This window comes from Halostella litorea (genome assembly GCF_004785955.1).
Taxonomy (GTDB): Archaea; Halobacteriota; Halobacteria; order Halobacteriales; family Natronoarchaeaceae; genus Halostella; species Halostella litorea.
Map to the genome: position 1 here is coordinate 363,726 of NZ_ML214300.1, position 18,139 is coordinate 381,864.

The 18,139-nt window shown below is 71.7% G+C and carries 21 protein-coding genes; 8 read left to right on the forward strand and 13 right to left on the reverse strand.

Annotated elements, in window-relative coordinates:
* Positions 1–75: 75 nt before the first annotated feature.
* Positions 76–465, forward strand: coding sequence for a hypothetical protein (locus EYW40_RS01870; RefSeq protein ID WP_135819922.1), 390 nt, complete (start codon positions 76–78; stop codon positions 463–465).
* 135 nt (positions 466–600) lie between these two features.
* On the opposite strand, the gene EYW40_RS01875 is transcribed toward EYW40_RS01870, so the two are convergent.
* Both EYW40_RS01875 and mutS read right to left on the reverse strand, forming a co-directional pair.
* The gene (locus EYW40_RS01875) at positions 601–1,002 is read right to left on the reverse strand and encodes a hypothetical protein (protein ID WP_135819923.1); all 402 of its coding nucleotides are present in this window, start codon (positions 1,000–1,002) and stop codon (positions 601–603) included.
* 71 nt (positions 1,003–1,073) lie between these two features.
* Positions 1,074–3,770 carry a DNA mismatch repair protein MutS gene (gene mutS / locus EYW40_RS01880; RefSeq protein WP_135819924.1) on the reverse strand — a complete coding sequence of 899 codons (2,697 nt, stop codon included), beginning with the start codon at positions 3,768–3,770 and terminating at the stop codon, positions 1,074–1,076.
* Between the two features lie 152 nt (positions 3,771–3,922).
* On the opposite strand from mutS, the gene EYW40_RS01885 reads away from it, so the two are divergent.
* Entirely contained in the window at positions 3,923–4,306 is a 384-nt protein-coding gene (locus EYW40_RS01885) for a thioredoxin family protein (RefSeq protein ID WP_135819925.1), read from the forward strand.
* Between the two features lie 61 nt (positions 4,307–4,367).
* A complete protein-coding gene (locus EYW40_RS01890; protein WP_135819926.1) occupies positions 4,368–5,009 on the forward strand; it encodes a DsbA family oxidoreductase in 642 nt (213 codons plus the stop codon).
* Positions 5,010–5,028: 19 nt separating this feature from the next.
* Here EYW40_RS01890 and EYW40_RS01895 read toward each other — a convergent pair whose 3' ends face one another.
* Positions 5,029–5,979 carry an oxidoreductase gene (locus EYW40_RS01895; RefSeq protein ID WP_135819927.1) on the reverse strand — a complete coding sequence of 317 codons (951 nt, stop codon included), beginning with the start codon at positions 5,977–5,979 and terminating at the stop codon, positions 5,029–5,031.
* 208 nt (positions 5,980–6,187) lie between these two features.
* Complete coding sequence (locus tag EYW40_RS01900; protein WP_135819928.1) at positions 6,188–6,388, reverse strand: DUF7535 family protein; 201 nt, start codon at positions 6,386–6,388, stop codon at positions 6,188–6,190.
* 163 nt (positions 6,389–6,551) lie between these two features.
* On the opposite strand from EYW40_RS01900, the gene EYW40_RS01905 reads away from it, so the two are divergent.
* The gene (locus tag EYW40_RS01905) at positions 6,552–7,049 is read left to right on the forward strand and encodes a DUF8102 family protein (protein ID WP_135819929.1); all 498 of its coding nucleotides are present in this window, start codon (positions 6,552–6,554) and stop codon (positions 7,047–7,049) included.
* On the opposite strand, the gene psmB is transcribed toward EYW40_RS01905, so the two are convergent.
* Together psmB and psmA are read right to left on the reverse strand one after the other, a co-directional pair.
* Positions 7,042–7,755 carry an archaeal proteasome endopeptidase complex subunit beta gene (gene psmB, locus EYW40_RS01910; protein WP_135819930.1) on the reverse strand — a complete coding sequence of 238 codons (714 nt, stop codon included), beginning with the start codon at positions 7,753–7,755 and terminating at the stop codon, positions 7,042–7,044. The two genes, EYW40_RS01905 and psmB, sit on opposite strands and share 8 nt — an antisense overlap.
* A gap of 2 nt (positions 7,756–7,757) precedes the next feature.
* Positions 7,758–8,495 carry an archaeal proteasome endopeptidase complex subunit alpha gene (gene psmA / locus EYW40_RS01915; RefSeq protein WP_135819931.1) on the reverse strand — a complete coding sequence of 246 codons (738 nt, stop codon included), beginning with the start codon at positions 8,493–8,495 and terminating at the stop codon, positions 7,758–7,760.
* 237 nt (positions 8,496–8,732) lie between these two features.
* On the opposite strand from psmA, the gene EYW40_RS01920 reads away from it, so the two are divergent.
* The gene (locus EYW40_RS01920) at positions 8,733–9,002 is read left to right on the forward strand and encodes a glutathione S-transferase N-terminal domain-containing protein (protein ID WP_135819932.1); all 270 of its coding nucleotides are present in this window, start codon (positions 8,733–8,735) and stop codon (positions 9,000–9,002) included.
* 214 nt (positions 9,003–9,216) lie between these two features.
* The gene (locus EYW40_RS01925) at positions 9,217–9,447 is read left to right on the forward strand and encodes a DUF8015 family protein (RefSeq protein WP_135819933.1); all 231 of its coding nucleotides are present in this window, start codon (positions 9,217–9,219) and stop codon (positions 9,445–9,447) included.
* 38 nt (positions 9,448–9,485) lie between these two features.
* Here the strand turns inward: EYW40_RS01925 and EYW40_RS01930 are convergent, their stop codons facing one another.
* From EYW40_RS01930 to EYW40_RS01945, 4 genes are all read right to left on the reverse strand, one after another.
* Entirely contained in the window at positions 9,486–11,759 is a 2,274-nt protein-coding gene (locus EYW40_RS01930; protein WP_135819934.1) for a transglutaminaseTgpA domain-containing protein, read from the reverse strand.
* On the reverse strand, positions 11,756–12,757 hold the full coding sequence (locus EYW40_RS01935) for a DUF58 domain-containing protein (RefSeq protein ID WP_135819935.1): 1,002 nt from the start codon (positions 12,755–12,757) through the stop codon (positions 11,756–11,758). The genes EYW40_RS01930 and EYW40_RS01935 overlap by 4 nt, the downstream gene beginning before the upstream one ends.
* Positions 12,757–13,743: an AAA family ATPase gene (locus EYW40_RS01940; RefSeq protein WP_202614408.1), complete on the reverse strand. Its 987-nt coding sequence runs from the start codon at positions 13,741–13,743 to the stop codon at positions 12,757–12,759. The genes EYW40_RS01935 and EYW40_RS01940 overlap by 1 nt, the downstream gene beginning before the upstream one ends.
* 103 nt (positions 13,744–13,846) lie before the next feature.
* The gene (locus tag EYW40_RS01945; protein WP_135819937.1) at positions 13,847–14,128 is read right to left on the reverse strand and encodes a zinc ribbon domain-containing protein; all 282 of its coding nucleotides are present in this window, start codon (positions 14,126–14,128) and stop codon (positions 13,847–13,849) included.
* Between the two features lie 79 nt (positions 14,129–14,207).
* On the opposite strand from EYW40_RS01945, the gene EYW40_RS01950 reads away from it, so the two are divergent.
* Complete coding sequence (locus tag EYW40_RS01950; protein ID WP_135819938.1) at positions 14,208–14,414, forward strand: DUF8024 family protein; 207 nt, start codon at positions 14,208–14,210, stop codon at positions 14,412–14,414.
* Here the strand turns inward: EYW40_RS01950 and EYW40_RS01955 are convergent.
* The 3 genes from EYW40_RS01955 to EYW40_RS01965 form a co-directional block, all read right to left on the reverse strand.
* Positions 14,371–15,351 carry a 5,10-methylenetetrahydromethanopterin reductase gene (locus EYW40_RS01955; RefSeq protein WP_135819939.1) on the reverse strand — a complete coding sequence of 327 codons (981 nt, stop codon included), beginning with the start codon at positions 15,349–15,351 and terminating at the stop codon, positions 14,371–14,373. The two genes, EYW40_RS01950 and EYW40_RS01955, sit on opposite strands and share 44 nt — an antisense overlap.
* Positions 15,348–16,106: a coenzyme F420-0:L-glutamate ligase gene (locus EYW40_RS01960; RefSeq protein WP_135819940.1), complete on the reverse strand. Its 759-nt coding sequence runs from the start codon at positions 16,104–16,106 to the stop codon at positions 15,348–15,350. Before EYW40_RS01960 ends, EYW40_RS01955 begins: the two co-directional genes overlap by 4 nt.
* A gap of 102 nt (positions 16,107–16,208) precedes the next feature.
* Positions 16,209–16,730 (reverse strand): metallophosphoesterase family protein, encoded by a 522-nt coding sequence (locus tag EYW40_RS01965; protein WP_135819941.1) that lies wholly within the window; start codon positions 16,728–16,730, stop codon positions 16,209–16,211.
* Between the two features lie 58 nt (positions 16,731–16,788).
* Here EYW40_RS01965 and EYW40_RS01970 point away from each other — a divergent pair, with 58 nt between their 5' ends.
* Complete coding sequence (locus tag EYW40_RS01970) at positions 16,789–18,030, forward strand: eIF2B alpha/beta/delta subunit family protein (protein ID WP_135819942.1); 1,242 nt, start codon at positions 16,789–16,791, stop codon at positions 18,028–18,030.
* The last annotated feature ends 109 nt before the right edge of the window (positions 18,031–18,139 follow it).

Consider the following 18,139-nt stretch of genomic DNA (forward strand, 5'->3'; position numbering starts at 1 on the left):
AGAACCGAATGGGTAGTAAAAACGCCAGCCCTAGCTGAGAGAAAGCATATACCACTCAAACTGCGTCCTGTTCATATGTACCGCAGAACCGTCTTGGCTACCTGTTCGATCGGTGTAGTTGGGCTCTCGGGTTGTGTGTTTGGGGACCGAGCCAATGAGACCGAGAGGACGTTCGGAGACCGAGTCAACGATGGGGAGATAAAAATGAATGCCACGGAAACCGACTGTAACAACGAGTCGGTTGACGTGAACTTCGATGAGAGGAACACTACAGATGCTGTCGATGAGAAATTGGATACGATCGTACACTCCGACACATATGTGGAAGAACCGGAGTATTCATCGGGAATACTCGAAATCTTCAGCACGTTAAATGAGGTCCGTATGGACTCGGAGTATCGTCCAACTATCGTCCATAGAGGGAATTGCTATAGAGTGAGTCTGAGAATGTTATCTGATGATTGATGTCAACAGGAGTATTCAGTAATATAATCGCCGTTTTACGCCCCATGGACTTCCCAACGGAGTGATACCAGCAGTCCCAACCTCGTGCTGGCATGTGCCAGTTACGGGACAGTCCCCGAAATACAATAGTCCGTATCAGTACCCCTCCTCGGCGGGGCTGACGTCGAGCACTTCCAAGCCGCCCAGCGAGAGCGCGTTCGGGTGGTGACCGTCGAGCGGGTCGCGGTACCCGGTCGGCTCCAGCACCGCGGCGACGACGGCCTGGTCCTCGGCGAGCGTCGGCATCGCGTCCACGACGGCGTCGACGCCGTGACGGCGGCAGTAGACGCCGACGGGTTCCCAGGTGTGGCCCTCGTAGCGGCGGAACGCGACGGTGACCTCGTCGTCGGCGGTGAGCAGTCCGTCCGCGCCGTCGTCGGAGCCGTCGTCCGGCCGACACCGCGCGCAGGGGACGCTCCCCCGGGCGTAGTCGGGGTCGACGCCGAGGCCGCCCGCGACCGTGCCGGTGAGTTCTCGGGCCACGTCGTCGGGATTCACGGGGTTCTGTCAGGGCGGCGGGGTCAAGTGGCTGTCGGACGGCACAGTGGCGCCCCCGTCCCCCCGGGCGGCTACTCCAGTTCGCGCTGGAGTTCGTCGAGCAGCCGCAGTGCCTCCATCGGCGTCGTGTCGGCGATGCTGGTCGCGCGCAGGCGCTCGGCGACCGACAGCGGCACATCCGGGTCGCCGTCGGTCGCGACGGCGGGTCGACCCTCGCCCGCGTCGACCTGCGGCAAGTCTGTAGGTCGGCCACGGGCGTCCGTCGGGTCCGGATCGGCCGTGCCCGCGCCGCGACCGCTCGCCGCGTCCGCCGCGTCGTCGAGTAGGTCCCGCGCCCGGTCCACGACATCGCCCGGCACGCCGGCCATGCTGGCGACCTCGGCGCCGTAGGAGGCCGTCGCCGCCCCCGGCCGTATCTCGTGGCTGAACGTCACCTCGCGGTCGTCGGCTCCGTCCGTGGCGTCGCCGTCCCCCACGCGCTCGGCGGCGAAGTGGCGGTTGAACGCGCCGGGCAGGTCCGCGGCAACCTCGGTCAGGTCGTGGTGGTGGGTGGCGAACAGCGTCGTCGCGCCGACCTCGTCGTGGAGGTACTCCGTGACCGCCCGCGCGATGGCGTAGCCGTCGGTCGTGCTCGTGCCGCGGCCCACCTCGTCCAGAAGCACCAGCGAGTCCGGCGTGGCGGCGCGGAGTATCTCCGACAGTTCGGTCATCTCGACCATGAACGTGGACTGGCCGCCCGCGATGTCGTCGCTCGCGCCGACGCGGGTGAACACGCGGTCGACGATCCGGAGCTCTGCCGACTCGGCCGGGACGAAGCTCCCGACCTGCGCGAGCACGGCGATCAGCGCCACCTGGCGCATGTACGTCGACTTGCCGCTCATGTTCGGGCCGGTGACGACCGCGACGCGCGACTCGCGGTCGAAGGCGGCGTCGTTCGGGACGAACGACTCCTGGGTGCGCTCGACGACGGGGTGCCGGCCGGCCTCGATCCGGATCCGGTCGTCGGCCAGTTCGGGGCGGACGTAGCCGTACCGCGCGGCCACCTCGGCGAGCGAGACGAGCGCGTCGAGTTCGGCGACGGCGTCCGCGAGCCGCTGGATCCGCTCGGACTCGGCGGCCACGTCGCTGCGCACCTCGGTGAACAGTTCGTACTCCAGTTCGTCGGCGCGCTGCTCGGCGCGGATGATCTCGTCCTCGCGCTCCTTCAGTTCGGGCGTGTAGTACCGCTCGGCGTTCTTCAGCGTCTGCCGGCGCGTGTAGTCGTCCGGGACGCGGTCGAGGTTGGCGTCGGTCACCTCGATGTAGTAGCCGTGCACCGAGTTGTGGCCGACCTTCAGCGAGTCGATGCCGGTGCGCTCGCGCTCGCCTTCCTCCAGGTCGTCGACCCACGCCTTCCCCGAGCGCTCGGTCTCGCGCAGGTCGTCGAGTTCGTCGTCGTACCCCTCGCGGATCAGCTCGCCCTCCGTGATCTCTGCGGGCGGGTTCGCCCGGATCGCGTCGCCGATCAGGGTGCGAACGTCGTCGAGTTCGTCCATCTCCTCGCGGAGTTCGCGGAGGGGCTCGCAGTCGGCGTCCGCGAGGCGTTCCTTCAGGTCCGGGATCGCGTCCAGCGTCTCCTTCAGGGAGCGCAGGTCCCGCGCGTTCGCCCGGCCGCGGGAGATCCGGCCGACGAGGCGCTCGACGTCGTACACGTCCCGCAGGCGCTCGTGGAGCGCCTCGCGGGTCCGGACCCGCTCAGTGAGTTCGCCGACGGCGTCGTGGCGCGCCTCGATCCGGTCGCGCTCGATCAGCGGCCGGCGGAGCCAGTCCTTCAGCTTCCGGCTGCCGACGGCGCTCGCCGTCTCGTCCAGCACGTCGACCAGCGTCGCCCCCTCCGCGCCGTGGACGCCGCGGCGCTCGAACAGTTCGAGGCTGCGCAGGGCCACGGCGTCCATGAGCATGTACTCCCGCGGGTCGTACCGCGTCAGGTGGTTGAGGTAATCGAGGCGGCCATTCTGCCCGCCGCGCGCGTACTCGGCGTACGCGAGCAGCGCGCCGCAGGCCCGGATCTCCGCGTCCGAGGCCAGCAGGCGGTCCGGCGACCCGAAGTAGTCGGCGACCGTCTCGCGGGCGGCGTCGCCACCGAAGGCAGCCTCGTCGTACGGCGTCACCATGCAGTCCGCGTCGAACGCCTCCGCCGCGCCGGTCCGGACGTTCGGGCCGACGATGGCCTCCGGCGGGGCGAAGCGGCTCACCTCGTCGGCGACCGTCGCGGTCGAGTCGGCCCCGGTGACGTAGAAGTCGCCGGTCGACACGTCGAGCAGGGCGAGGCCGTACCGCTCGCCGTCGACCGACTCCGTCAGGCAGGCGACGAAGTTGTTGTCGTCGGTCTCCAGCAGTTCGTCCTCGGTTATCGTGCCGGGCGTGACGATGCGGGTGACCGCGCGGTCGACGACGCCGGTGGTCTCCGACGGGTCCTGCACCTGGTCGGCGACGGCGACGCGGTAGCCCGCGTCCAGCAGCGTCTCGATGTACGACTCCGCGTTGTCGATCGGGATGCCGGACATCGCGTAGGTGCCGGTGCTGTCCTCGCGCTCGGTGAGGGTGATCTCCAGCAGGCGGGCGGTCGTCTCGGCGGCCTCGCAGAACGTCTCGTAGAAGTCCCCGACCTGAAACAGGACGAGCGAGTCGTCGTAGCGCGCACAGAGGTCGTGGTACTGGCGCATCATCGGCGTCAGGTCCTCGACCCGCTCGGCCATCTTTTCGGGGGGTCCCAGCGCCGGGTCCATGGCGGATCGCCGTGCCTCCGTGGGGATATACCTCTCGGAACCGCGGCCGGTTCGAGCGGTCGGCCGGGGCCGGCGGCCCCCGGGACCGCCGCCGTGCGCGGCCACCGCACGCCCCCGAAACCGGAAAAGGGTCGCGTCGCCTACGGTCGGTGATGACCGACACCGCCGCGCCGGCCGATGGCGAGTTCGACACGCCCGTCAGCGTCGACACCGGGGACGAACTCGACGCGCTCCTCGCCGAGCACGACCTCGTCCTCGTGGACTTCTACACGAAGGGCTGTACGCTGTGTCAGGCCGTCGAGCCCGTCGTCGGCACCGTCGCCCGCGCGACCGACGCCGTCGTGGCCACGTGCAACCCGCGAACCGACCTCGCCCTCGTCGACGAGTACGACGTGCGCAGCGTCCCGACGCTCGTCCTGTTCGCCGACGGCGAGGAGGTCGCCCGCCACGCCGACGGGTTCGTCGGGGCCGAGGAACTCGTCGGAACGGTCGAGGAACACGCCCCACCGGCCGCGACCGAGCCGCGGCGGCGGTGATGCGCCCGCCGCTCACACCCGGGACGCGCTCTTGTGTCGCCGCCGGCTACGTCGGGGCACAATGAGCGACGCGCAGGACGCCGAAGTCGTCACCGTCTACTCCGACTACGTCTGCCCGTTCTGTTACCTCGGGCGCAAGTCGCTGGAGCAGTACCGCGAGGGGCGGGACGGCGACATCGCGGTCGACTGGCACCCGTTCGACCTCCGTGCCGGCGAGCGCGGCCCCGACGGGGAGATCGATAGCTCGGTCGACAACGGCAAGGACGAGGACTACTACGCGGAGGCCCGACGGAACGTCGAGCGCCTGCAGGAGCAGTACGGCGTCGAGATGGCGACGGAGATGGCCACCGATGTGGACTCGCTGGACGCGCAGGTCGCCTCGTACTACGTGAAGGAACACTACCCGCAGGGGACGTGGCTGACGTTCGACTGGGCGATATTCGACGCGCTCTGGCAGGACGAGCGGGACATCGGCGACGTGGACGTCCTCGCTGAACTGGCCGACGACGCCGGGGTCGACCCCGACGAGGTCCGGTCGGCTATCTCCGACGACCGGCTCCGGGAGACGGTCGGCGAACTGTTCGACGCGGCGCGGCGGCAGGGGGTCACGGGCGTCCCGACGTTCGTTTACAAGGAACACGCCGCGCGCGGCGCAGTCCCGCCGGAACAGCTGAAACGGCTCGTCGAGGGCACGACGGCGTAACTGGACGGCCGGTCCCGGCTCACGACGGCGCGCTGAGCGCGTACGTGACGCCGGTCGCCTCGCGCGAGACCTCCCAGAGGCGGCGCGCGGTCGACTCGTCGTACGACCGGTCGCTGGACCGCTGTTTCTCCGGAGGGCCGCGCATGTTCATGAGGCCGCCCGGGCCGACGTAGTCGCCGCCGTCGACGTCCGGCGCGGTGGCGGCGTACAGCATCGGGAGCGCGCCGTCCTCGGGCGACTGCGCGAGGACGGCGTTCGCCGCCTTCATCAGCCACAGGCGGATCCGCGAGCCCGCCATCTCCGGGCCGCGCCGCTGGAGGTTCGTGTCGGCGTAGCCGGGGTGGCAGGCGACGCTGCGCACGTCGGCGCTGTCGGCGTCGCCGCCGAGCCGGCGGTCGAGTTCGTACGCGAACAGCACGTTGGCGAGCTTGCTCTGTGCGTAGGCGTCCCACTTGTCGTACGACGCCTCGCCGTGCAGGTCGTCGAAGTCGATCCGGCCCCGCTCGTGGACGCCGCTGCTCTGGGTGACCACCCGGGTCTCCCCCGACGTCTCCCGGAGGTGCGGGAGGAGCAGCCCGGTCAGCGCGAAGTGGCCGAGGTGGTTGACGCCGAACTGCTGCTCGAACCCGTCGGCTGTCTCGCGCCGCGGGATCGCCATCACGCCGGCGTTGTTACAGAGGACGTGCAGCGGGAGGTCCCGCCCGCCGAACCACTCGGCGAACGACCGCACCGATCCCAGGTCGCCGAGGTCGAGTTCGCCGACGGTCAGCGACGCCGCGGGCACGTCCTCGCGGACCTCCGCCTTCGCCGCCTCGCCGCGCTCGACGCTCCGGCAGGCCATGACGACGTGTGCGCCCTTCCGGGCGAACGCCCGCGTCGCTTCGAGGCCGACGCCGCTGTTCGCGCCGGTGACGACCACGGTCTTCCCGGACTGGTCCGGCATCGATGACGCGTCCCACGACTCGCTCATACGGGCGCTTCGAGCCGAGAAACAATCGTTCTAACGCTCGCGGAACCCGTCGTCGCGGCGACCGACGCCGTCGCCCGCCCGGACTGCGGCGCGGAGAACGAACTCGGACACCGGTTCCGTCGGGGGTGCGTCGCGGAACTGCCCGGGGCCGCGCGGCCGCCGGCGGAACGCCGGCGAATCTGCGGCCCATCTAACCGTTCGGTCAGCCCTAGTCCGGGCGGTAGTCGACACTGTCGGCGGCCCGCCCGGTGCGGTCACCGCCGAACAGGCGGTCGAACACCCACAGCACGGCGAGGAAAGGGAGCAGGGGCAGCATCAGCAGCGCCGTCCCCGCCCCGAGCAGGTACCCGATGAGGCTCATTTCCGTGTTCTGTTCCCACCCGGAGAGTTCGGTCACGGTTCGGGGCATACAGTCGAGCTTACGAACCGGTTAGTAATAACGTTCACGCGCCGGCCGGATCGGCCGTCGGGACGCACCGCGGCGGACTTGTCGGCGACGGCCGTCCCGGCCGTGCCCCAACGTTTTTGCTGATACGGGCGTGAACTCGAAATCGATTAGCCAGTTTCAGACTATGTCAGACGACGATAGCCGCGACCGCGGCGTACTCACGCCGGCCGACAGGGCGTACCTCCGCGGGGAGGCGACGCTCCGGAGCGAACAGTCAGCCTACGACGCCCGGTACCGGATCCGGCGGCGGCTCAGAAACGCGGTGCTCGACTTCGCCCTGCTGTTCGAGGAACTGGAGTCGCGGGACCGCGAGCGGGTGTTCGCGGACGACGACCTCGACGACGCGCTGGTGGACGCGATCGCCCTCCTCTATCTCGGCGTCGGCGACGGCGACCGCTCGCGCCGGGCGACGTTCGTGGAGGCGGTCCACCGCGCCGAGCGCAAGTGTGGCGCGACCGCGGTCAGCGCGACGTTCGACGTGGAGCGGACGACCGCCTCCGTCGACGAGACCGTCGAGAAGATCGTGCGGGGCGCGTACAGCGACCTCACCGAGGAGGAGTTGCGCGCGTTCGCACATCACTGCGGCGAGCGCGAGGACGTGGACGTCGAGGAACTCAGATGACTTCGTCGAAGTCGGAGTGGCCGTGGATGTCGACGCCCTCGTCGGTGATTTCGGCGAGGAACACGCCGTTGCCCGAGCCGGTGTCGCGCTCGGCGGCGCTCTTGACGGCGCGGGCGGCGACGGTCTTGGCTTCCTCGTTCGAGAGGCCCTCTTCGTACTCCTGTTCGAGGACGCCGTAGGCCAGTTGCATGCCAGAGCCGGTGACGGTGTAGTCGTCGGCCATGACGCCGCCGGCGGGGTCGATGCTGTAGACGTGGTGGCCTTCCTCGTCGACGCCCCCCAGGATGGGGTTGATCGCGAAGAACGGACCGCCACGGGCGAAGTTGCCCGCCAGCGTCGCCAGCGCGTTGATGCTCATCGACTCGCCACGGCGCGCCTCGTAGAGGTTCGCCTCAGCCCGCAGGCTCTTGATGAACGACTGCGCACCGCCGACCGAGCCGACCAGCGTCAGCGCCGCGGTGTCGTGGATCTGTTCGACCTTCTGGACGTTCTTGTTCGAGACGAACCGCCCGCCCAGACTGGCGCGCATGTCCGTCGCGATCACCACGCCGTCCGCGGTGACCAGGCCGACCGTCGTCGTCCCCGTCTTGTTTACGTTGTCCAGGTCCTCCGCGGACAGGTCGTTCGTCGGGATCTGCCCGACTTCGGGGTCGGTCGGTCCGGGCCGTCCGCCGTCGATGCCGTCGGTAGTGAAATCGTCGTGCATGGTTACTCCTCCGTCAGGAGGTCGAGTTCAGCGAGGTGCGATTCGACGCGGTCCTCGTCGAGTTCGTCGTACTGCTCGGTCTCGACGTCGACCGTCGCGACGCCGACGCCGCTGGGCTCGAAGCCGTCGTCGGCCACGGAGCCAAGCGCCTCAAGCGCGAGGTCGATGCCGGCGTCGAGGTCGGCCTCCTCCTCGTAGTTGTCCTCCAGGTACTCCTGGATCTCGCCGCGGTCGCGGCCGACGGCCAGCGCCTTCCACTCGTTGGGCGTGCCGCTGGGGTCGGTCTCGAACAGGCGCGGCTGGCCGTCGTCGACGCCGGCGATCAGCAGCGCGACGCCGAACGGGCGCGCGCCGCCCGTCTGGGTGTACTGCTGGATGTGGTCCGTGACGCGCTTGGTCAGCGTCTCGACGCCGACCGGCTCGCCGTAGCGGATCTGCTCGACCTGCGCCTGCTGGCGCGCGAAGTCGATCAACTGGCGCGCGTCGGCGACGTGGCCCGCGCTGGCGATGCCGACGTGGTCGTCGGCCTTGTGCAGTTTCTCGATGCTGTTTGGCTCCATCAGCTCCGAGCGGAGCTGTTTGTCCACCGCGAGGACGACGCCCTCGCTCGTCCGTACGCCGATGCTTGCCGTCCCGCGCTTGACCGCCTCGCGGGCGTACTCCACCTGGTACAGGCGGCCGTCCGGCGAGAAGATAGTGATCCCGCGGTCGTACGCCTGCTGTTGCGATTGTCCTTGCATGATGGAAAGCCGTTTGACCTTCACCTCGGGTAACGGTTGCGCTATTCAAGTACCTTTTGCCCAAGTTGGCTAACTTCGGCCCGTTCTTAGTCCGCTTTCGGCTAACCCGAGCGTGCGGTCGTCGGACTACCCGTTTTAGGGGCCGGACGGACAAAAGGCCGTTTCTGGCTGCAAGGTTGGCCGATTGGTGGCGCGGCGGGCACGCCGCTTTTCCGCCGGCGCGTGGACACGCGGTCGATGCTCGAACTGTACCAGGCCGAGGGCTGTCCGCACAGCGAAACGGTTCGGGAGAAACTCACCGATCTGGGGCTCTCCTACGTCGCACACAACCCGCGCCGCCCGGGCGAGAATCCGGCCGTGCTCAACGAACAAGTCCACGCGGAACTGCGGGCGGTCGCCGGCGAGGACACCATCCCGGTGCTCGTCGACCACGACCGCGGCGAGGTCGTAACCGAGAGCGACCGCATCGAGTCGTATCTCGGCGAACACTACGGCGACCTGCGCTGAGCGGTCCCGGGCCGGCCGCACGCGGGCCGTCGCCGCCTCGCGGATCGCCAGCGTCGGCCCGAAAGCTCGGTCTATAAGTTATGAGGATAATCTGCATTGGGCAAAAAGAACCACGGTGTTATCGACAGGGCGGTTCCGAGTGTGTTGGCTGAACTGCACGGGGATAAGATTTTAGTGGAAATCCGTCGTACGATCCGCTGGAGGTGAGAGTGAGATGAGCGTGAAACGTGACGGACGAACGTTCGCGGCCACGCGGTCGCTCCCGGTATCGCGCTACGACATCCTGCTTGCGGTCATTCCGGCGGCGATGGTCTGTGCGCTGGTCGTCGGTCGCCTGCTCTCGCTCTCGCCACGCGTGACCCTCGTCGCCGGCGCGGCGGTCGGACTGCTCGCCATGGTCGACGGGCTGTTCCGACATCCGCCCGACGCCGGCGACGCCGACTGACGCCGTTCTCCCGCGCGTAGTTGCGAGACCGCCAGCGCCTACGGTAGCCGCCGGATCCTTCCGAGCAGCGGCGTCCGCTCGGCGACGAGGTCGTCGACCAGTTTGATGGCTTCGTCGGCCTCCTCGCGGGAGACGCCGTCGCCGTAGCGGGCGCGTTCGCGGATCCGGGCGACCCGGTGCGCCCGGTCGTCGAGGCCGGCAAGCGACAGCGACTCGACGTACTCCCGCGGCGTCTCGCCGGGGCGACGGGGGCGGTACTCGCGCGCGAGCAGCGCGTCGAGGCGCTCCCCGGCGCGCTCCGCGTCGGCGGCCGGCGTGTCCGCGTCGCCCTGCCAGTGGAGCCGCAGGGCGCCGTACGCCCGGCCCGTCACGCCGGCGCGGTGTGCCCCAGCGACGAGGCCGACCCCGACGAACAGCGCCCAGGCGACCGTCTCGGGGGACGGCAGGTCCGGGGACGACGGTCCGGCGTCGCCGCCGCCCGCGTCGTTCGACGGCGACGAGCCGCCGGCCGTCGTGTTGGGGGCGTCCGTCGCGGCGAGCGTGCCGTTTACCGTTCCCTCGGGCAGTTCGGGCATGTTCGCCCGGCGGTCGACGGTCCCCCGCTCCCCGGGCTGGGACCCGTTCGTCAGCCCCGGGTCGTCGGGCGCTGTGGTCGTCTCGACCAGCGGCTCCCCGGCGCTCTCGTCGGTGTCGACGCCGTCGGCGCCGTCCTCGCGGGCCTCCTGGACCGTCTCGGTCTCCGAGTCGGACCGGTCGCCGCTCGGCGTCGGGTCGAACCGCACCCAGCCGTTGTCCGGGAAGTACACCTCGACCCAGGCGTGGGCGTCGACCCCGCGGACGACGTACGTGTCGTTGCCGACGTCCTGCCCGGGCGTGTAGCCCGTGACCATCCGGGCGGGGATACCCTGCGACCGCAGCATTGCGGTCATCGTCGTCGCGTAGTACGTGCAGTAGCCGGCGTCCATCTCGAAGAGGAACGCGTCGGCGACGTTGCCGTCCGGCCGGTCGACGTCCAGCGAGTACTCCTTGTTCGCCTCCAGGTACTCCTCGATGGCGACCGCCTTGTCGTAGGGGTTCGTCTCGTCCCCCGCTATCTCCGCGGTCCGCTCGCCGAGCCGGGCGGGCGTGTCGTCCGGCAGCTGGGTGTAGTCGCGCTGCCGGACGTAGTCGGGGTACTCGGTGCCCGCGCGGCGCAGCTCCCCGGGCGTCGTCGTGAGCACCTCGCTCTCGACGGTGTACGTCGCGCCGGGCGCCAGCCGGCCGCCGGTCGCGAGCCCGCCGTGGTCGGTGACGAGCGCGTCGCCGGCGGCGTCGCCGCGCACGGCGACCGGGCTGGCGGCGGCCGGCATCGCCCGCATCGGCGACTCGACGGTGACGCGCTGCTCGACCGTCCGCGTCGGCCCGGGCGGTTCGAGGAGCTGTCCGTCGTACGGCTCGGACTTGCCCGACCGGATCCAGCCGTCGCCGGTGTAGCGGTCGTACGTGGCGACCCGCCAGTACTCGGCGCGCTCGCTCTCGACGGTGAACCGGACCGTCGGCGACAGCTCGGTCTCGCCCTGTATCGTCATGCGGTCGGTCGCCTCGGCCAGCCCGCCGCCCGCCGCCGCGCTCCCGCCGCCGGGCACCAGGAACAGCGGCTTGCTCCCGTCGCCGCCGACCGCCGGGACCCACAGCGAGGCGACGGCCATCGCCACGACGAGCACGACGACGACGTCCGCCTGTTCGACGCTCCCGCCGCGGCGGTCGAGTTCGCCGAAGCCGACCGCGGCGACGCCGCCGAGCACCCCCAGCAGCGTGATCTCGATCCCGGCGTCGCCGGTCAGGACGAGGACGAGGAGGGCGGCCCCGCCGGCCGCGACGGCGGGGACGTACCGCCGCCTGACGGCGAAGTACCACGAGAGGAAGACGGGGGCCGGCGCGAAGCCGAGCGACCACACGTCGGCCATCGTCAGCCGGAGCACGGAGTACCCCGTCAGCAGCGCCACGACGTCGGAGATGATCCGGTCGGTCGCGTTCAGGAGGACCTCCAGCCCCCCCGGCGTCACGAGGAGGTAGTAGCCGTAGCCCACGGCCCCGAGACACGCCGCGAGCGTCGCCGCCGCCCGCTCCCCGAGCGACCGGGCGACCGCGGCCCCCAGCAGCGCCGACCCGGCGACGACCGGCAGGAGGAGGCTGCTGTCGCCGACTATCGTCGCCAGGTCGTGCAACACGGCGACGTACGACGCGGTGAGCGCGGCGACGCCCCCGAGCGCGAGCAGGCGGTACCCCCGCCCCGACCCCTCGACGGCCGAGGCGGCGGTACGGGCGCTCACGGCGTCACCTCCGCCTCGGCGGCGCGTTCCGTCGGCTCCCCGGCGACGAGGGCGTCGAACGTCGTCCGGCGGTCGGCGAACGCGACGTCGACGCCGCCGTCGGTCGCGGTGACGACGACGTCGGCGTCCCGCCGCCGGTCGGCCGGGACAGACCCCGGACCGGTCCGGGCCAGCAGCGAGAGGACCGCGGTCCGGTGGTCGGGGCCGTCGCCCGCCGGGACGTTCCCCGCGGGGGCGTCGACCGCGACCGGCACCCCGCGGTCGAGCAGGCCGAGCGAGACGCTCGCCGCGGCCGTCGCCATCGCGTCCGCCTGCGGCCGGGCGTCGTCCGCCGTCTCGGCGACGACGCTGACGGCGTCGGGTTCGTCCCCGACGAACTCCCGGACGAGCAACTCGTCGTCCGGCCGCTTCGCGCTCGACTTCCAGTGGACGTCGCCGGTCGAATCGCCGCGGTCGTACTCCCGGAGGTGGTCGAACTCCTCGCGGCCGCCGGCCGTCGCGGCGGCACCGTACGGGAGCGACCCGCGGGTCAGCCCGTACACCGGCGGGTACGCGAGCAGGGTGTCCGTGTCGCGGTAGTCGAAGGCCCGCCGCGCCAGCCCGAGCACGTCGGTGACGGCGACCGAGGCGGGGCCGAGGCGGTGCTCGCCGCGCGCTTCGAGCGTCACGTCGTAGGAGACGGTCCCGCCGACCGTCGTCTCGCGGGTGACCGTCCCGCCGCCGAGGCCCGCGTCGAGGCGGTCGGTGACGACGCCGGCGGCGGCCGCGTCGGCGGCCACGTCGACCGTAACCGTCCGGCGCTCGCCGACGAAGCCGTCCGCGGGGACGCCGCGGGTCACCGACGGCCTGTCGGCCCGGGCGACCTGAACGACGGCGGCGACCAGCGCGATCAGTCCGGGCACCATGACGGCGTTGAGCGAGCGCGCGCCGTACGCCGTCGCCATCGCCAGGCAGCCGACGACGACCCCGAGCAGCCCCCAGCCGCGTCGCGTGAGCATCATTCGACCGGGACGGACTCCAGCGCCTCCCGGACGACGCGAGCGCCGGCGTCCGGGTCGCCGTCGGCCGTCCGGATCCGGTGGGCGAGGACGGTCGGCGCTTCGGCTTGCACGTCGTCCGGCACCACGTAGTCCCGGCCGGCGAGCACGGCCCGGGCCTGCGCCGAGCGCAGGAGGGCGATGGAGCCGCGCGGGCTCACGCCGAGGCTCGCGTGGTCGCGGGTGTAGCCGGCGATCCGGCTCGCGTACGCCCGGACCGGTTCGCTGACCGTCACGGCCGACGCCGTCGCCCGCGCCCGGCGGACCGTCTCGACGTCGGTGACGGCCTCCAGTTCCTCTATCGGGTGGCCGCCGACGACGCGGTCGAGCATCCGCGCCTCCTCGTCCTGGTCCGGGTAGCCGAGGTGGATCTTCTTCGTGAAGCGGTCGACCTCCGCCATCGGCAGTTCGTACGTCCGGCCGCCCTCGACGGTGTTTTGCGTGGCGACGACGGTGAAGGGGTCGGGGAGCGGGCGGGTGTCGCCGTCGACGGTGACCTGGCGCTCGGCCATCGCCTCAAGCAGCGCGCTCTGGGCCTTCGGCGGCGCGCGGTTTATCTCGTCGCCGAGGACGAAGTTGGCGAAGACGGGGCCGGGCTGGAACTCGAACTCGCGGGTCTTCTGGTTGAACACGTTGACGCCGGTGATGTCGGAGGGCAGGAGGTCCGGCGTGAACTGTACCCGGCTGAACGAGCAGTCGATGGAGCGCGACAGCGCCCGGGCGAGCATCGTCTTGCCGACGCCGGGCACGTCCTCGACCAGCACGTGGCCGTCGGCGAGGACGGCGGTGAGGACGTGCTCGATCTCGTCGTGGTGCCCGACGATCACCTCCTTGACGTTGTCGATGATCGCGTTGCCCGCACGGGCGGCGGCGTCGACCGAGAGCGGGGTCGGGTCGGCCTCCCGGTTCGACGGTCCTGCCGTCTCCGGTCCGTGTGTGTCGGTCATGGTGGTGGCGGCGGGCGGCGCGTCGGACACGGGGGACCGCCCGGTGTGGTGTCGTTCTCTAGCGCGGCGAGGCTTGTAACGTTGCTGTTCGGCCCGGTCGACATTACCACGCCTTGCAGTCGGCACAGACGAGCCGGTCGCCGTCGCGCCAGCGGCGCTCGACGGTCCGCCCGCACTCGGGACAGGGTTCGCCGTCGGGGGACCAGCCGTAGGTCGAAGTGGCGGGAGCCGGCTCGTCGGTGGGGTCGTCGGCCTCCACGTCGCCGGCCTCCGCTCCGTCCGGGTTCGCGTCGTCCGCCGTCGCGTCGCTCGCCGGGTCGGCCGGGTCCGCGTCGCCCGACTCCGTGCCGTCCGCGAAGTCGGTCAGGGAAGCGTCCTCGGTCACGGGACGCGGTTCGGCCCGGGCGCTCTTAGAGGTGCGGGAAGCCGAACCACACAAGTAGGGCCGTTCCGAACGGTCGGGCATGGTTTCGATCGTCGAGAACCTCTCCACGATGGTCTCGCTGTTCAGCGACGTCGCGACGTCGGACCCGCTCTCCGCGGCCTTGGTCGCGGTCGGCGCGCTGTTCGTCGTCGCCCCGTCCGCCGCCCTCGCCTACCTCACGGCGGGCGCGGTCGTCGACCTGATCATCCCCGAGTCGCTCGGTCGAGCGCCGCCCCGGCAAGGCTGACGGCGGTCTCTAACTCCGGCCCCAGCGGCGCGCCGACGACGACGCCGTCGGCGTACTCCAGTATCTCCGCCAGCCGCTCGGCTACCGACTCCTCCGTCCCGGCGACCGAGAACGCGTCTATCATCGCGGGCGTCACCGCCGCGAACGCCTCGCGGAACTCGCCGGCCTCGATCGACGCGCCGATATCGCCGGCCAGTTCCTCGTCGATCCCGTGGCGCTGCAACACCGGCGGGGCCGCGCCGCCGGCGATGAACGCGACCGGCGGGCGGGCGGCCTCCCGGGCCGCCGCCTCGTCCTCGGCGACGCTGACGCTCGCGTACGCCGTGAAGTCGAACTCGCCGCGGTCGGCCGGGCGCTCGGCCAGCCCCTCCTCGACGCGCTCGGCCGCCCACGCGAAGTCGTCCGGGTGGGAGGCGTTCAGCAGGACGCCGTCGGCGTGTTTCGCGCTCATCCGGACCATGTGTGGCCCCTGCGCGCCGACGTAGACGGGGATGTCGCCGGCGTCGTAGTTCAGCGCGGCGTCGGTCGCCTCGAACGTTCCGTCGTGGGTGACGGTCTCCCCGTCCCAGAGCCGCTGTGCGACCTTGAACGCCTCCAGCACGCGCCGGAGCGGCCGGTCGGAGTCGTAGCCGAGGTTCGCGAGCGTCGACCGGTCGCCGGCCGCGACCCCGAACACGCCGCGGCCGTCGCTGACCTCGTCGACGGTGGCGACCGCTGACGCCAGCTTCACGGGGTGGGTGTCGTACGGGTTCGCCGCGGCGGGGCCGACCGCCACGTCGTCGGTGGCGGCGGCGATCCGCGACAGCGCGACGAACGGGTCGCGGTTGTTGTAGTGACAACTCGCCAGCACGGCCTCGAACCCCGCGGCCTCGGCGCGCGCCGCCAGGTCCGCGACGCGGTCGAGCGAGTGCTCGGGGGTGAGTTCGATCCCGATCACGGCTCGTACTCCCACGCCTCCAGCGCCTGGCGCACGAGGTCCGCCTCGCGGTCGCGGAACAGTTCGTCGCTGCCGCCGTGGTCGCCGAACTCCCAGTCCCGGACGACCGCGACGGGTTTGCCGCCGTCGCCCTCGCCGGTGACGAGGTTGGCCGCCGCGGCCAGTTCGTCGACGACCGACTCGACGGTGGCCTCCAGTTCGTGGCCGTCGCGGTCGGTCTCGCCGCGCCAGTCGCGGCTGGCCGGCATCCCGGCGTAGCCGACGGCGACGCCGCGCTGCCCGTGACGGAACGGCCGCCCGCTGGTGTCGGTGACGACGACCGCGGCGTCGGCCGAGAGGTTCGCCCGGATCCGCTCGGCGCTCGCGTCGGGGTCCTCGGGGAGCAAGAGCAGGTCCGCGTCGGGCACGTTCGACCGGTCGATCCCCGCGTTGACGCCGACGTGGCCGAAGCGCGTCTTCGCGAGCAGGAACGGGGCCTCCGTGAGCAGCGCCTCGCTCTCCTCGATGACGGCCTGTGCGAAGCGCGGGTCCTTCTCCTCGCCGGTGATCGACGCCAGGCGCTCGGCGATAGCCTCGGCGCGGTCGCCGGCCGGGAACGCCGACAGGTCGGCGGCCCGGCCCTCCGCCTTCGAGACGACGGTGCTTGCGACCACGACCACGTCGTCGTCCCGGACGTCCATCCGGTCCTCGATCAGCGCGGCGAGGTCGTCGCCCCGCCGCACCTCCGGGAGTCCCGGGACAGCGAACACTTCCATGGCGGTGCCTCGGCCCGTCGCGGTAAAAAGCGCGCGGATGCTGGCAGGTACCCCCGGCGTCGGCGACGGCGCGCGGCGGGAGGAGCGGCGAACGCCCCCGCGTCAGGGGCGGCGCACGGTCGCGTCCACCTCGCCGTCGTCGACCGCGACGGTCAGCATCGTCGCCTCGCTCGCCGGGTCGGCACCCGTCGCGCTGCCGGGGTTGAGCAGGCGGACCGTCCGCCCGTTCGCCTCGACGCGCTCGTCCATGACCCGGTGGGTGTGCCCCGCGACCCCGACCACCGGCGGCGCGGCCGCCGCGCTCTCGGCCTCGTCGGCGACGATGCCGGCGACGCGCTCGCGGTAGTTCCGCACCGCCCCGGTACCGTGGACGACGACGAACGTCGCGCCGCCGAGTTCGACGGTCGCAACGTCCGGCAGGTCGAGGGTGACCGGGTCCATGTTCCCGGCGACGGCGGTGAGGTCGGCCGCCAGGGCCGCCACCTCGTCGTACGCCTCCGCCGAGTCGAAGTCGCCCGCGTGGACGACGTGGTCGGCCGCCCCCATCCGCTCGCGGACCCACTCCGGGATCGTATCGGCCCGCGTCGGCACGTGCGTGTCGCTGACGACGGCTACTTCGGGCATGTTCGCACTTCGGCCCGAACCCCGAAAGAAGTTCCCGGTGGCGCGAGTACGCCGGCGTATGCCCGACGCGTTCGCGTGTTTCCTCCGGAACGACGGCGAGGTACTGCTGTGTCGACGCGGCGACGACCCCGAGACCGGTGACGGGCCGACCGCGGAGTCCGCCGAGTGGGACGTGCCGCGCGCGCCGGCCGGCGACGACCCGGAAGCGGTGGCCACCGCCCTCGCGGAGCGCGCCGCGGGCGACGCGACGCTCGTGCGGAGCGGCCGTGCCGTCGACGCCGGGGGCGAGTCGGTCCGCCCCTTCCTGTTCGACTGCGCGGACCGGTCGGTCGACTCGGCGGCGCTCCCCGGCGACCCCGCGGAGACGGCGTGGGCGACGCCGACGGAACTGCTCCGGCGCGACGCCGGGCCGGGCGCGTGGCGGGCGTACGAGGTCGTCGCGCCGACGGTGCGCTCGGTCGCGGCGGACGACGAACACGGGTCGGCGTACCTCTCGGTGCGTGCGCTGGAGGTCCTGCGCGACCGCGCCGCCGTGGTCGCCGACGAGGGCGCGGCCGACGACGCCGAACTCCGGGACCTGGCGGCCCGCCTGCGCCGCGCCCGGCCGAGCATGGCCGCGCTCCACAACCGCGTCAACCGCGCCGTCGCCGAGGCCGACGGGACGCCGGCCGGCGTCGAGGCCAGCGCCGACGGCGGTATCGACCGCGCCATCCGGGCCGACGAGGGGGCCGCGAGCGCCGCCGCCGACCGCGTCCGCGGCGAGCACGCGCTGACGCTCTCCCGCTCGGGCACCGTCCTCGCGGCGCTGCGCGAGGGGCCGCCCGCCGCGCTGTTCGTCGCGGAGTCCCGCCCCGGGAACGAGGGCGTCGGCGTCGCCGAGACGCTGGCCGACGGGACGAGCGTGACGCTCCACACGGACGCCGCGGCCGCGCACGTGCTGGCGACGGCGGACGTCGACGCCGTCCTCGTCGGCGCGGACACCGTCCTGCCCGACGGAAGCGTCGTGAACAAGACCGGCACCCGCGCCGTCGCGCTCGCCGCGGCGCGGGAGGGCGTCCCGCTGTACGCCGCCGCCGCCAGCGACAAGGTAGCGACCGACGAGGAGGTGCCCCTGGAGTCGGGCGACCGCGCGGCGGTGTACGACGGCGACGCGCCGGTCGACGTGCGCAACCCCACGTTCGACGTGACGCCGCCGGACCTGGTCGAGGCCGTCGTCACCGAGCGCGGCGCGCTGTCGCCCGACGACGTGGCCGACGTCGCCGAGGAACTGCGGGAACTGGCCGAGCGCGCGGACGAGTAACCCGCAGACGCTCCAGTACGCGGGCATTTTCGCGGCGTAGCGGCGACTTTCCGCGTCCTTGCTGCCTGACCACCCCGCCAGCGACGCATTCCTCTCCGATCGCTTATAC

Coding starts and splice junctions, on each gene's coding strand:
- EYW40_RS01870 (WP_135819922.1), top strand. CDS start 76: ATGTACCGCAGAACCGTCTTGGCTACCTGTTCGATCGGTGTAGTTGGG.
- mutS (WP_135819924.1), bottom strand. CDS start 3,770: ATGGACCCGGCGCTGGGACCCCCCGAAAAGATGGCCGAGCGGGTCGAG.
- EYW40_RS01885 (WP_135819925.1), top strand. CDS start 3,923: ATGACCGACACCGCCGCGCCGGCCGATGGCGAGTTCGACACGCCCGTC.
- EYW40_RS01890 (WP_135819926.1), top strand. CDS start 4,368: ATGAGCGACGCGCAGGACGCCGAAGTCGTCACCGTCTACTCCGACTAC.
- EYW40_RS01895 (WP_135819927.1), bottom strand. CDS start 5,979: ATGAGCGAGTCGTGGGACGCGTCATCGATGCCGGACCAGTCCGGGAAG.
- EYW40_RS01900 (WP_135819928.1), bottom strand. CDS start 6,388: ATGCCCCGAACCGTGACCGAACTCTCCGGGTGGGAACAGAACACGGAA.
- EYW40_RS01905 (WP_135819929.1), top strand. CDS start 6,552: ATGTCAGACGACGATAGCCGCGACCGCGGCGTACTCACGCCGGCCGAC.
- psmB (WP_135819930.1), bottom strand. CDS start 7,755: ATGCACGACGATTTCACTACCGACGGCATCGACGGCGGACGGCCCGGA.
- psmA (WP_135819931.1), bottom strand. CDS start 8,495: ATGCAAGGACAATCGCAACAGCAGGCGTACGACCGCGGGATCACTATC.
- EYW40_RS01920 (WP_135819932.1), top strand. CDS start 8,733: ATGCTCGAACTGTACCAGGCCGAGGGCTGTCCGCACAGCGAAACGGTT.
- EYW40_RS01925 (WP_135819933.1), top strand. CDS start 9,217: ATGAGCGTGAAACGTGACGGACGAACGTTCGCGGCCACGCGGTCGCTC.
- EYW40_RS01935 (WP_135819935.1), bottom strand. CDS start 12,757: ATGCTCACGCGACGCGGCTGGGGGCTGCTCGGGGTCGTCGTCGGCTGC.
- EYW40_RS01940 (WP_202614408.1), bottom strand. CDS start 13,743: ATGACCGACACACACGGACCGGAGACGGCAGGACCGTCGAACCGGGAG.
- EYW40_RS01950 (WP_135819938.1), top strand. CDS start 14,208: ATGGTTTCGATCGTCGAGAACCTCTCCACGATGGTCTCGCTGTTCAGC.
- EYW40_RS01960 (WP_135819940.1), bottom strand. CDS start 16,106: ATGGAAGTGTTCGCTGTCCCGGGACTCCCGGAGGTGCGGCGGGGCGAC.
- EYW40_RS01965 (WP_135819941.1), bottom strand. CDS start 16,730: ATGCCCGAAGTAGCCGTCGTCAGCGACACGCACGTGCCGACGCGGGCC.
- EYW40_RS01970 (WP_135819942.1), top strand. CDS start 16,789: ATGCCCGACGCGTTCGCGTGTTTCCTCCGGAACGACGGCGAGGTACTG.